At 69.0% G+C, this 12,009-nt stretch carries 12 protein-coding genes; 6 read left to right on the top strand and 6 right to left on the bottom strand.

Translation table 11 applies throughout. From position 1 onward, the window contains the following. The first annotated feature begins 2 nt into the window (after positions 1-2). From AC4EEV_RS10725 to AC4EEV_RS10705, 5 genes are all read left to right on the top strand, one after another. Positions 3-422, top strand: coding sequence for a hypothetical protein (locus tag AC4EEV_RS10725; protein WP_018762912.1), 420 nt, complete (start codon positions 3-5; stop codon positions 420-422). A 364-nt stretch (positions 423-786) separates the two neighbouring features. Beyond that, complete coding sequence (locus AC4EEV_RS10720; RefSeq protein WP_491328929.1) at positions 787-1,968, top strand: Re/Si-specific NAD(P)(+) transhydrogenase subunit alpha; 1,182 nt, start codon at positions 787-789, stop codon at positions 1,966-1,968. Next, positions 1,968-2,276: an NAD(P) transhydrogenase subunit alpha part 2 gene (locus AC4EEV_RS10715; protein WP_491328928.1), complete on the top strand. Its 309-nt coding sequence runs from the start codon at positions 1,968-1,970 to the stop codon at positions 2,274-2,276. Before AC4EEV_RS10720 ends, AC4EEV_RS10715 begins: the two co-directional genes overlap by 1 nt. Further along, positions 2,273-3,646 carry an NAD(P)(+) transhydrogenase (Re/Si-specific) subunit beta gene (locus AC4EEV_RS10710; RefSeq protein ID WP_018762916.1) on the top strand — a complete coding sequence of 458 codons (1,374 nt, stop codon included), beginning with the start codon at positions 2,273-2,275 and terminating at the stop codon, positions 3,644-3,646. The genes AC4EEV_RS10715 and AC4EEV_RS10710 overlap by 4 nt, the downstream gene beginning before the upstream one ends. Positions 3,647-3,720: 74 nt before the next feature. After that, complete coding sequence (locus tag AC4EEV_RS10705) at positions 3,721-4,641, top strand: diacylglycerol/lipid kinase family protein (RefSeq protein ID WP_018762917.1); 921 nt, start codon at positions 3,721-3,723, stop codon at positions 4,639-4,641. A 21-nt stretch (positions 4,642-4,662) separates the two neighbouring features. On the opposite strand, the gene AC4EEV_RS10700 is transcribed toward AC4EEV_RS10705, so the two are convergent. From AC4EEV_RS10700 to AC4EEV_RS10675, 6 genes are all read right to left on the bottom strand, one after another. Next, positions 4,663-5,388, bottom strand: coding sequence for a maleate cis-trans isomerase family protein (locus AC4EEV_RS10700; protein WP_461839571.1), 726 nt, complete (start codon positions 5,386-5,388; stop codon positions 4,663-4,665). A gap of 8 nt (positions 5,389-5,396) precedes the next feature. Further along, a complete protein-coding gene (locus tag AC4EEV_RS10695) occupies positions 5,397-6,821 on the bottom strand; it encodes an amidohydrolase family protein (protein ID WP_491328927.1) in 1,425 nt (474 codons plus the stop codon). A 35-nt stretch (positions 6,822-6,856) separates the two neighbouring features. Beyond that, positions 6,857-7,645, bottom strand: coding sequence for an aspartate/glutamate racemase family protein (locus AC4EEV_RS10690; RefSeq protein WP_491328926.1), 789 nt, complete (start codon positions 7,643-7,645; stop codon positions 6,857-6,859). After that, the gene (locus tag AC4EEV_RS10685) at positions 7,642-8,325 is read right to left on the bottom strand and encodes a GntR family transcriptional regulator (protein WP_491328925.1); all 684 of its coding nucleotides are present in this window, start codon (positions 8,323-8,325) and stop codon (positions 7,642-7,644) included. Before AC4EEV_RS10685 ends, AC4EEV_RS10690 begins: the two co-directional genes overlap by 4 nt. A gap of 81 nt (positions 8,326-8,406) precedes the next feature. After that, positions 8,407-9,762, bottom strand: a complete 1,356-nt coding sequence (locus AC4EEV_RS10680; protein ID WP_491328924.1) for an MFS transporter — start codon at positions 9,760-9,762, stop codon at positions 8,407-8,409. 175 nt (positions 9,763-9,937) lie between these two features. After that, a complete protein-coding gene (locus AC4EEV_RS10675; RefSeq protein ID WP_109044791.1) occupies positions 9,938-10,771 on the bottom strand; it encodes an ACT domain-containing protein in 834 nt (277 codons plus the stop codon). A gap of 157 nt (positions 10,772-10,928) precedes the next feature. Here AC4EEV_RS10675 and AC4EEV_RS10670 point away from each other — a divergent pair, with 157 nt between their 5' ends. Continuing rightward, positions 10,929-11,993, top strand: coding sequence for an FUSC family protein (locus tag AC4EEV_RS10670; RefSeq protein WP_491328923.1), 1,065 nt, complete (start codon positions 10,929-10,931; stop codon positions 11,991-11,993). The last annotated feature ends 16 nt before the right edge of the window (positions 11,994-12,009 follow it).

Raw genomic sequence — 12,009 nt, 5'->3', positions numbered from 1 at the left:
CCGTGAACAGCTCCAGCCCATACACCCCGGACACCGACGCAGCCACCGAAGCGCTGCCCGTTCCCCTGACCGCCCCCGGCGAGGACCACGGGCCGTTCCGGGACCAGCCGGCGGAAGTCCCCGCCGACGACGAACCCTTCATTCCCAGGAAGCGGTACACGCCAGGCCGTACCACGAAAGTCCTGGTCTGCGTTCTGCTGGTGGTGGCCGGATTCTTCGGCGGCTCGATGGTGCAGAAGCAGCTTGACCTCGGCGCCCGGGCCGGCCGGACCAACGTGGGCAACTTCCAGGGAACCAACGGGCGTGCCGGGGCCGGTGCCGGCGACACCCCCGGCACCCAAACGCCCGGCCAGGGTCGCCGCAACGGCAACAACGGTGCTGCCGCGCCAACCGCCGCGCCCACCGGTGCTGCCGGCCAGTAGGGGGTCCGGCCCGCAAAGGTGAGGCCGACGGCGGGAGCTGCGTCCCGTCGTCGGCCTCACTTTTCGCTGCGGGTCCGGACAGTCCGGGGTCTACCCGACCGGGTTGCCGAGTTCACGCAGCGGGGTGAATGCAGACGCGCCGAGCCGCAGGCCAGGACATCGAGGCGACAGTCCTCCCCGAGTTGCTGGAAGCCACGCGGCGGATCGCCCTGGATTACGGCGGGTCGGCGGGCGCTGCCGCGAGGTAACTGTTTGCCATCCAAGCCGGCCACCCTACTCCCGCCGCGGCGCGCAGGGCTCTAGACTCAAGCCAACTGCGTGCAGCAGAGCCGCTGCCACGCCCTTCAGGAAGAGGAGGCAGCGGGTGAAACTGGGCATTCCGCGGGAACGCCGGGAGGGCGAGCGGCGCGTGGCCGCCACCCCCGACACCGTCAGGCAGTTGACCGGAATGGGCCTGGACGTCCTGCTCGAAACCGGGGCCGGGACGGCCGCGGGCCACTCCGACCATGACTACCGGCAGGCGGGCGCGGAGATCGTCGCGGAACTGGACCACGGCGCCCTCGACATCCTGGCCCACGTCCGACCGCTGGACCCGGACACCGCTGCCGCCTTGAAACGGGAAGCGGTGGCTGTGGGGCTCGGGTCGCCGTCGTCCGAACTGCCCACGGTGCAGGCGCTCGCGGACAACGGCGTCACCTCCTTCGCCCTGGAGCTGGTGCCCCGCATTTCCCGGGCCCAGTCCATGGATGCGCTGACCTCGCAGGCGCTGGTGGCCGGCTACCGCTGCGTGCTCGAAGCGGCCATCCGGCTGCCGCGGTTCTTCCCGCTGTACATGACCGCCGCCGGGACCATCCCGCCGGCGCGCGTCCTGGTCCTCGGCGCGGGCGTGGCGGGACTGCAGGCCATCGGGACGGCAAAGCGGCTGGGGGCGCGGGTGTTCGCCAACGACATCCGGCCCGCCTCCGCTGACGAGGTGGCTTCCATGGGCGGCACCTTCATCCGGCTGGACCTTGAAACCGCGGAAGCGGCCGGCGGCTACGCGCGGCAGCTGAGCTCCGATGCCGGCACCAGGCAGCGCCAGCTGCTGGCCCCGCACGTCGCCCAATCGGACGTTTTGATCACGACGGCGGCCGTCCCGGGCCGTCCCGCGCCCCTCCTGGTGACCCGCGAGATGGTGCAGGGCATGCGCCCCGGATCGGTCGTCGTCGACCTCGCCGCGGAGTCCGGCGGAAACGTGGAGGGATCCGTGCCCGGCCAGGACATCCCCATCCCCACCGCGGACGGGTCCGGGCAGATTACCCTGGTGGGCCTGAAGGACCCGGCCTCCGCGATGGCGTCCGACGCCTCCCGCCTGTACGCCAAGAACGTGGCCAACCTGCTGGCCCTGATGGTGCGGGACGGCGCGCTGGCCCTGGATTTCGACGACGAAGTGGTGGCCGGAGCCTGCCTGACCCACGACGGCGTGGTGCGGCACCAGCCCACCGCCGCACTGCTGGCCGCCCGGACCGGCGCAGCCGCCACGGCCCGGCAGGACGGAGCACTCTGATGGACGGGACAGCCCTGCTGACCATTACCGTACTGGCAGTGTTCGTCGGCTTCGAGGTGGTGTCCAAGGTCTCCAGCACCCTCCACACGCCGCTGATGTCCGGCGCGAATGCCATCCACGGGATCATCCTGGTGGGTGCCATCATCGTGGCCGGCCAGGCGGCAAACCCGTGGGTCTTGGCGGTGGCACTGCTCGCGGTGGTCCTCGCCACCGCGAACCTGGTGGGCGGGTTCGTGGTGACGGACCGGATGCTGCACATGTTCCATGCGAAAAAGGATGCCGGGCAACCCAAGGGCGGCAGCAAATGAGCATCCTCGATCCCGTCTGGACCGCCCTGCTGTACCTGGCCGCAGCGGTCTTCTTCATCCTGGCGCTGCGCGGACTCAGTTCGCCGCGCACCGCCCGCCGCGGAAACCTGGTGGGCGCCCTGGGTGCCGTGATCGCCGTCGTGACCGTCTTCCTGTCCGCCCGGCTCGAGAACATCCCGTGGATCCTGGGCGCGATCGTGGTGGGCTCCGCCGTCGCCGCTCCCGTGGCGCGGCGGGTCAGGATGACGCAGATGCCGCAGCTGGTGGCCCTGTTCAACGGGGTGGGGGGCGGCGCTGCCGCGCTGGTGGCCCTCCTCGAGCTGGGCCATGCGGGGGAACCGTGGGTCCGCGTGGCCATCGTTTTCACGCTCCTGGTGGGGGCCGTTTCGTTCGCCGGCTCGGGCATCACGTTCGCCAAGCTGCAGGAGCTGATGACCACCCGGCCCGTGGTGTTCTACGGGCTGCCCGTGGTGATGTCGGTGGTGCTGCTGGCGGCGGTGGCCTCCGGCGTCGCCGTCGTCGTTTCCGGGTCGCTGCCCCTTGCGGTCCTGCTGCTGGTCCTGGGCCTGGCCGCGGGCGTCCTGCTGGTCCTGCCCGTGGGCGGCGCGGACGTGCCCATCGTCATCTCGCTGCTCAACGCCTTCACCGGCCTGGCCGTCGCGGCGTCCGGCGTGGTGCTCGGCAACGTCCTGCTGGTGGTGGCCGGCACGCTGGTGGGCGCCTCGGGCACCATCCTCACCCGCGCCATGGCGGCGGCCATGGGCCGGAGCGTCGCGGGCATCCTGTTTGGCGCCTTCCGCGGAGGGTCGACGGCGGGATCCACGGCAGTGAGCGAGCGTCCGGTCCGGTCCTCCTCGCCGGAGGACGTGGCGGTCCTGCTGGGCTACGCCCAGCGCGTGATCATTGTTCCCGGCTACGGCCTGGCCGTGGCGCAGGGGCAGCACACCGCCGCCGAACTGGCGCTGGCCCTGGAAGCCCGGGGCATCCAGGTGGACTTCGCCATCCACCCGGTGGCCGGCCGCATGCCCGGCCACATGAACGTGCTGCTGGCGGAAGCCAACGTTCCCTACGAATCGCTCAAGGAAATGGGCGAGATCAACCCGGAGTTCAAGACCACCGACGTCGCCCTGGTGGTGGGTGCCAATGACGTGGTCAACCCGGCGGCCAAGACATCCTCCGGGTCGCCGATCTACGGGATGCCCATCCTGGAGGTGGCGGAAGCGCGGCAGGTGGTGTTCCTGAAGCGTTCCATGCGCCCGGGGTTCGCCGGCATCGAGAATGAACTCCTGTTCGAGCCGCAGACGTCCCTGCTGTTCGGCGACGCCAAGGAGTCCCTGGCCCAGGTGCTGGGCGCCGTCAAGGCATTGTAGGCGCGGAACTGCAGCCGCTTCGGGTTACTCTTCTCTCAACAGCCTGCTTGCTTTCCACCCCACCAGAGGACGCCATGACTGACACCAGCTCCACTTCGCCCAAACGTGCCGCCATCATTGTCAATCCTGCCAAGCCGGTGGACTTCGATGTGCGCGGCCTGGTGGCCAAGCACTGCGTCGAGAACGGCTGGGGCGAGCCCATCTGGCTGGAGACCACCAAGGAGGACCCCGGCGTCGGGCAGGCAAAGGAAGCCCTGGCTCAAGGGGCGGACCTCGTCATCGCGGCCGGCGGCGACGGTACCGTGCGCTGCGTCGCCGAGGTCCTGGCCGGCGGTGATACGCCCATGGGCCTGCTCCCCCTGGGGACCGGGAACCTGCTGGCACGCAACCTGGGCATGGACGTGACCGATTACGACGGCGCCATGGCCGGCGCCCTGACCGGCGCCGAACGGAAGATCGACGTGGTCCGCGCCAAGCGGAGCGATCCGGACCAGGACCAGCTCTTCCTGGTCATGGCGGGCCTGGGCTACGACGCCACCATCATGGGCGACACCAACGAGGACCTCAAGGACAAGGTGGGGTGGCTGGCCTACGTGGACGCCGGCATCCGGAACCTGCCCGGAAAGCCCGTGAAGGCCACCTTGGCGATTGACGGCAAGACCGTGATGCACCGCGGCGTGCGCAGCGTGATGGTGGGCAACTGCGGCAAGGTCCAGGGCGGCGTGGAGATCTTCCCCGACGCCAAGATCGACGACGGCCTGCTGGACATCGCGGTCCTGGCACCCCACCACGGCAAGCTCGGCTGGCTGTCCGTGCTGGCCGGCATCATCGGCAAGGGCCGGAACCGGGATACGGCGGTGGAGTATTTCCAGGGCAAGACGGTTGAGATCACCCTGGAGCACAAGGACGACTACCAACTGGACGGGGACCACGAGGGTGAGGGCAAGCACGTGCTGATGAGCATCGAGCCTGGAGCCCTGACCCTGCGGATGTAAGCGCCCGGCGGGGCACGCCGGCTAGGCCAGGAGCCTGCCCCAGCGCGGCTCCAACAGCGGAGCCCCCGCCAGTTTCAGGGCGTGCCAGAGGGTGACCGCCACGGAGTCAAGGACCGGAACGCCGGTGCTCTCCTCGATCTCGGCGGTGATGTTGGCGCCGTAGAGGTTGGTGCACAGGTACACCAGGGCGTCGGGCGCGGCGGCGGCGAGTTCCCGCGATCCCGGCAGCATCTCCGCGTCCGTGACCCTGGCGAACGACTCGTTGTCGCTGAGCCCGAGCGCCCGGTGGTCCACGGTTTTAATGCCCTCGCGCTCGTAGGAGGCGATGACCTGGTGGTTCACATCGCCTGTATACGGCGTGAACAGGCCGATCCGTTCGGTGCCGAAGGCCCGGAACGCCTCAAGGTAGGCCAGCGTGGAGGTAGTGGCCGGGATGCCCGTGGCCTCGGTAATTTCCGCCGCCAGCTCCCGGTCGTGCGCCGAACCCAGCCACGACCCCGAGGTGCCGTTCCAGGCGATGACGTCCACGTCCGCCGTCGCCAGCAGCCGTGCGGCCTCCCGCATGACGGCGGGGTCGAACTGGCGGTTGGCGGAGTCGTCCAGGGCGATCCGGGTGACGGGAATGCGGGTGAAGTGGACCGTGACGTCGCTGCGGCCACCGAGGATCCGGTAGGTCTGCGGCTCCAGGCAGGTGTTGGAGGACGGCACGATCATGCCGATCCGGCGGGGGCGTGTGGTTGCAGGCATGGGAACTCCTAGAGGGCGGCGGCAGGCGCCGCGGCGGCGGGAAGGGACTGGTGCTCGCGGAAGCCGTTCCGGTTGATGAACCGGCCTGCGGGACCGGGATCGTGGAAGCCGTCAGCGTCCAGCACCACCCGGCCGTTGGAAACCACGACGGCGGGCCAGCCGGTGAGTGCCTTCCCGTCGAAGGGCGAGAAATCGGTCCCCATGTGCAGGGCGGCGCCATCCACCGTGCGTTCCTCGGTGGGGTCGAAAACCACCAGGTCGGCGTCGAACCCCTCGGCGATGCGGCCTTTGCCGGGGACCGCGTTGATGCGGGCGGGGCCGTCCGCGAAGGCCTCGACGAACTGCTCCACGGAGGCGCCGGCGGAGGTCATCGCGGTGAACGTCACCGGCATCCGGGTCTCCACGCCGGGCAGCCCGTGCGGCATGGCGCGCACGTCATCGGTGCGCTCGCGCTTCTGGGACAGGTCGTAGCAGGAGTGGTCCGAGGACATGGTGTGGATGGCCCCGGACGCCAGCCGCTCCTTGAGCGCGGTCACGGTTTCCGGGCTGCGCATGGGCGGGCAGCAGGCGAACCATTCGGGAAAGGCGGACGCGTAGACAGTGTCGTCCAAGGTGACGTAGTGCGGGCAGGTCTCGGAGTAGGCCTGGAGCCCGCGCCCGCGTGCCTCCGAGACGAGGTCCACGGCCCCTGGCGTGGACTGGTGGACGAAGTAGACCGGCGCCCCGGTGTATTCGGCCATGGCCAGGGTTTCCTTCACCGAGATCTCCTCGGCCAGCTCGGGGCGCGTCCGGTGCAGGTGTTCGATCCCAATCCGGCCGTCCTGGGCGTGCTGTTCGGTGCAGTCGGCGATGATGGGATCGTGTTCGGCATGGATGTAGGCGAGGCCGTCCAGCCGGACCAGTTCCCGCATGACCTTCAGGATGGTGTCCCCGTCGGCCATGGTGGTGCCGCGGTTGGTGGTGTACATCTTCACGGATCGGACGCCCTCGGCGGCAAGCTGCTCGAGCTGCCAGGGGATGGTTTCGTCCCAGGTGACCACCGCGCCGTGGAGGGCGACGTCGCACCGGGATTCGGTGGCGAGTTCCTTTTTGTGCAGGGCGGCGGCGAGCGGGGTTTCCTGGGCGTCCCGGGGGATGCCGAAGTCGATGATGGTGGTGGTACCGCCCCAGAGTGCCGCGGTGGACGTGGTCCGGAAGTCGTCAAGGGTGCGGAAGCGTCCGGTGACCTGGGCGACGTGGCAGTGTCCGTCAACGCCGCCGGGGATGACGAGTTTGCCGGCGGCGTCGATGGTGCGGCCGGCGGCAGGGACCGGCTGGTCAACGTCGATGAGCGCGACGATGCGGCCGTCCTGCACCACGATGTGGGCGCCCTGGCGGCCATGGCTGTTGACGATCGTGGCGTTGGCGATGACGAGTTCTGGCTGGTGGGACATCGGTGTCCTCCTTGTGGGTGTGGTGGCGTCTGGCTTTAGGCGGCAGGCTGGGGCGCGCCGGCGTGCTCCTGGCGGGCCGCAAGGGTTGCGTCCAGGGTGCCGGAGAGGCCTTTGCGGTCCTTCGCCGGGGGAGGGGCGAAGGCGCCCGCGCGGTGCGGTCCGGACTGCAGCCCGGCCACCGCTTCGGCCATGCGGATGCCGGCGGAGATGCCGTCAACCACCGGAACGGGGATCTGTCCTTTGAGCTCGCGGGCGAGGCCTGCCAGCGGGGCGCCGGCGAGGATGACGACGTCGGCGCCGTCCTCCGCCACGGCCTGCCGGCTGAGTGCCAGCAGGGTTTCCTTGAAGTCCTGCTGGACCGAGCCGATGCTGGTGAGGGAGTCGTTGATGGAGCGGATGGAGGCCAGCCGGCCGGCGAGCCTAAAGCGTTCGACGCACTCGCGGTACCAGGGCTTGATCCGGTCCGAGATGGCGATGATGGAGAAGCGGTGGCCCTGCAGCGCCGCCGCGCAGAGTGCGGCCTCGGTGATGCCGATGACCGGGACGTCGGCCAATTCCTTCAAGGCGGGCATGCCGGGGTCGCCAAAGGCTGCCACCACGATGGCGTCAACCGGGTCCGCGCCGGGGCGGGTGTGCTCGGCGACGATTTCGGCGACGGCCCCGGCGGCGATGAGGGATTCGAACCGGGTTTCGATGTATTCGACGCCGTGGCCGGCGGTCCGCACCAGCAGGTCGGTGCCGGGGGCGGCGGAGCGGAGGGCCTCGGATTCGATCAGGGCCGTGACGTCGGCGCTGATGTTGGGGTTGATGACCAGGAGTTTCATTTTCTCTTCCGGTGGAATTCTGGTTCGGTTTTCTGGAAGTCCTCGGGGAACTGTTCCCGGTACTTTCCGATATGGGAGGCGGATTGGGCGGCCGCACGGTCGGGGTCGCCGCTGGCAATGGCGGCGTAGAGCTCCCGGTGTTCGCGGATCAGTTCGGGCAGGTCGCTGACGTGCCGGAACAGCCAGTGCATCCGGCCCTGCAGGGGTTCCAGGGCCGATTTGAGGAAGTTGTTGTCCGCAATCCCGGTGATGGCGTCGTGGAACTCGCTGTTGGAGCGGTGCGCTTCCATTACCGCTCCCTTGGCAAGGAAAGCCTCTGCGTTGTCCAGCAGCCCCTTGAGGTAGGACAGGTCCTCAGCGGTGGCGCGGCGGGCGGCGAGCCGGCAGGCCAGCACCTCGAGGGACTGGCGGACGTCGAAGAGGTCCTCAACATCCTTGGGGCTGAGGCTGCTTACTTCCGCCCCGCGTGCCCCGCGGTCGCTGATGAGGCCTTCCTGCCGGAGCATGCGGAGGGCTTCGCGGACCGGCAGGCGGGAGACGGAGAATTCTGCGGCGAGGTCGCGTTCCACCAGCCGCGTGCCGGGAGCGTAGTGCCCTTCGAAAATGCGGGTGCGGAGGGTGTCCCGGACGGTCTCGCGGAGGGGGCGGTCCTTGTCCTGGGTCTCTTCTGCGGTCAGCATGGTACTCCATTTTCGATTTCTTGTATGGCACTGCTCCCGGCTGCGGGGGCGTGGTTTGCAAGTTTCCCTGCGAGGGCCAGCTTAGACAGGAAGCCGCTTGTTGTAGTTCAGGGTGAGGACCGATGCGCCCATGATTACCGCGGAACCGACAAAGTACAGCAGCGCCCAGGTGTAGGAGCCGGTGGCCCCGACGATCAGGCCGACGACGATGGGGGTCACGAAGCCGGAGATGTTGCCGCTGAGGTTCATGGCGCCGCCCAGGACCCCGGCGTTGGTGCGTCCGCCCAGGATGGAAGGGATGCTCCAGAACAGGCCCACCCAGCGCAGGAAGAACAGGACAACGGAGAGCAGGACGACGGCGGTGGTGGCGTCGGGGACCACGGTGACGCCTACCAGGCCCGCTACGACGATGGCGCTGGAGATGCCCAGGAGGGTGCGCATGACGAGGTTGGCGGAGGCACCGGAGGCCCGCCACTTGTCGGCGATGGCGCCGCCGATGATTTCTCCGACGAACCCGGCTCCGAAGATCACCAGGGTGGACCAGCCGATGGTCTTCAGGTCGAAGCCCTTGGCTTGGGCCAGGTACAGCGGCCCCCAGGTCAGCAGGCCGTAGAAGACTCCGTTGAATCCGAGCCAGCCCAGGCACATGGCCCAGAAGGAGCGGAACTTCAGGTAGGGGAGGAGGCCGCGTTTGCCCGTGCTGCCGTCCAGGGTGGCTTCGGCGTCCTCGGCGGCGTGCGAGGCTTCGATGTAAGATGCTTCGGCTTCGTTGACGGCACGGTGTTCCCGGGGGTTGTCCCGGACGTACCACCAGACGGCGAGTCCCATGAGGACGGTGGCGGCGCCGGCGATCACGAAGGACCAGCGCCAGCTGCCGGTGGTGGCAATGAGGCCGGCAATGATGATGCCGCCAAGCCCGGCACCCAGGGGTGCGCCGGCGTCCAGGATGGTGGCGCCGCGGCCGCGTTCGGACCGGTGCATCCAGATGGCGTTGAGCTTGCCCCCGGCGGGCATGACGCCGGCCTCGGTCACGCCGATTCCAAGCCGGGCGATGAACATGCTCAGGAAACCGCCGGCCATGCCGGACGCTGCTGTGGCCGCGCCCCAGCCGATGCAGGAGGCGGTCATGACCTTGCGCGGGCCGAACTTGTCGATCAGCCAGCCCACGGGAACCTGCATCAGGGCGTAGGTCCAGAAGAAGGCGGACAGCAGCAGGCCCACCAGTTCGGGGGCGAGGTTGAATTCCTTTTGGATGATGGGCAAGGCCACGGAGATGGAGCCGCGGTCGATGTAGTTGACGGACACGAGGACCAGGAGCAGCAGGAAGAGCCGCCACCGGACGGAGCTGCGCCGTTGCAGTCCGTCCTTTCGGGGCTGGGTGGTTTGGGATGCGGATTCGGCGGATGGCGCCGTTGTTTCAGTGTTTGGGACGGACACAGCTTCTCCTTCACGGGGAAGTTCACGAATGGGGAGGATTCGATTTTGGGATCCCAATTTGGGATCCCAAAAACAAAGTTAGAAGTGACTCCCGCCACTGTCAAGGGTTTTTGCCCGACAGCGTTCCGCGGCTCCTCCGAACGGATTGTGACTGGTGCCCGCACGGTCTCGACGACTATGGGGAGGAACCCGCGGGGCGGTGGGATAGGGTTTCGGCCAGCTCGGCGAGGCGGTGGGCCCGTGCGGATTCGGCCGGAGTGAACGGCTCACCCGGCCGGGAAAAGGTGATGGGCCCCTGCCAGGCCGTGGGGATCTTCAGGCGCGTCCCGTCGTCGGCCGGTGACCCGGCGTCCTGTGGCGGCACGATCTGCGCATGCAGCAGCTCGGCCACCGCCAAGGGGAGTTCGTCCGGCGCGGCAGCGATCCGCGCCGCGAGGCTGAGCGCCTTCGTCTGCCCGTCCGCCATCGCCAGGGACGTGGTGGGCCATACGTGCGGACGGCTGCCGCCGCCGTCGTGCAGGGCTGCCAGCAGCTCGCGCTCGCCCACCTCGCCCGGGACCGCGAGGACGAACTCGTCCAGGACGCCGGCCGGGGCGGGGTGCACGTGCAGGCCCAGGATGTTGGCATCCAGCCGGGCCAGTGCCCGGGTCATCCTTTGCAGCGAACCGGGCTGGTCCGCCAGCAGTGTCCGTGCCCGCCACAGCGACGGGGCCGCCGCCAGCTGGCGGCGGTGCCGCAGTGCCGGCGCATGGAGCCAGCTGCGCAGGATCCTCGCCGCCGACGGTTCGGCCACCCAAATCACCAGGACTGTGGCCGTCAGGGTCAGCACCAGGACCTTGGCCACGTAGGGAAGGTGGGTCTCCACCACCAGGGCGTGGACCAGCAGCTCGATGGGCAGCATTACGGCCACGTTGGCAACGGTGAGCCGCGCCTTGGGCGGCTCGGGCATCCGGCCGCAGACCTCGCAGCTCAGGTCGGCCGCGGGCGTGTTGTGCGGAGGGCGCTTCATGACTCAAGCATCACCGGGTGCTGTTTCCGCCGCGTTGCCTCCTGATTCCATTCATGGGAACGTGCCAGGGGCCTTCCGGGTCCCGCACCGTAGGATTTATCAGGAACGTCAGCGCGGCCGCCCGTCAGAATCCACCCCCAAGGAAGGCGCTGCCCACGTGAAGTTGTTTTCCGAGATGTTCAGCATTGGTCCCGGCAACAAGGACCACCATCCTGCCTTGAGGTGCGCTGTCGGTGTGTTCGTGCCGCTGATTACCTTGGTGCTCCTGGGCCGGCTGGACCTGGCAATCTTCGCGTCCTTCGGGGCGTTCACGGGCATCTACGGCCGCGGCGAGCCGCACGCGGTCCGGTTCGTGCTGCAGTTGCGGGCCGGACTGCTGATGTTGCTGGTGATCTTCCTGGCGGCGCTCGCCGCACGAATGGAATCCGCCTGGGGTCTTGAACGCGCCACCACCACCTGGCTGCTGGTCCTGGCCACCACCCTGGTTGCCGGGGCCTGCTCGGTGGCTATTTCCTGGTTGCGGCTTCGCCCCGCCGGGTCCCTCTTCCACATTTTCGCCTTTGCCGCCATCGCTTCCATTCCCAACCAGCCGCCGCTGTGGCAGGGGATGCTGGTGGCCGTCCTCACCACCGTGTTCGCCCTGCTCATCGGCTTCTCGGCCCGGATCCTTCCCAGCCACCGGACCCCCTGGACCCGGCCGGCCCCGATCCGCCGTACCCCCGCAGAGAAGCGTGCGGCCCGGCTTGAAGGCTTCGGTTACCTGGTGGCCGCCGGACTTGCCGGGTCACTGGCCACATGGGCCGGCAGCCGCCTGGGATTCGGCCACAACTATTGGGCCATGGTGGCGGCGGTGGTGCCCCTGGTGGGCCACTCCACGCGGCACCGGGTCCGCCGGGGCATCCAAAGGATCATCGGCACCGTCCTGGGCCTCGCGGTGCTGGCCGCCGTCCTGCTGCTCGGCCTGCAACCCTGGCAGACCGTGCTCGTCATGGCGCTGTGCCAGTTCGGCGCCGAAATGTTCATCCTCCGCCAGTACCTGCTGGCCCAGGTTTTCGTTACGCCCCTGGCGCTGGTGTCAACGCTGCTGGTGGTCCCGGCGTCGCCAACCCTCTTGCTGCGCGACCGCATCATCGAAACCGTCATCGGTGCCGCCGTCGGCATTGCCGTGGTGCTGGCGCCCGGCGCGTGGCGCCGCCTCAGGCAGCGTTCGACGACGGCCTGACCGCCTTGTGCCTGCC

The sequence above is a fragment of the Pseudarthrobacter sp. MOO14 genome (genome assembly GCF_058267675.1).
The sequence above is the reverse complement of the archived record's forward strand: the minus strand, read 5'-3'. Positions and strand labels throughout refer to the sequence as shown.

Bases quoted from the DNA above. Each gene is read 5' to 3' on its own strand.
- AC4EEV_RS10715 (WP_491328928.1), top strand. From the start codon at position 1,968: ATGGACGGGACAGCCCTGCTGACCATTACCGTACTGGCAGTGTTCGTC.
- AC4EEV_RS10705 (WP_018762917.1), top strand. From the start codon at position 3,721: ATGACTGACACCAGCTCCACTTCGCCCAAACGTGCCGCCATCATTGTC.
- AC4EEV_RS10710 (WP_018762916.1), top strand. From the start codon at position 2,273: ATGAGCATCCTCGATCCCGTCTGGACCGCCCTGCTGTACCTGGCCGCA.
- AC4EEV_RS10675 (WP_109044791.1), bottom strand. From the start codon at position 10,771: ATGAAGCGCCCTCCGCACAACACGCCCGCGGCCGACCTGAGCTGCGAG.
- AC4EEV_RS10690 (WP_491328926.1), bottom strand. From the start codon at position 7,645: ATGAAACTCCTGGTCATCAACCCCAACATCAGCGCCGACGTCACGGCC.
- AC4EEV_RS10695 (WP_491328927.1), bottom strand. From the start codon at position 6,821: ATGTCCCACCAGCCAGAACTCGTCATCGCCAACGCCACGATCGTCAAC.
- AC4EEV_RS10700 (WP_461839571.1), bottom strand. From the start codon at position 5,388: ATGCCTGCAACCACACGCCCCCGCCGGATCGGCATGATCGTGCCGTCC.
- AC4EEV_RS10685 (WP_491328925.1), bottom strand. From the start codon at position 8,325: ATGCTGACCGCAGAAGAGACCCAGGACAAGGACCGCCCCCTCCGCGAG.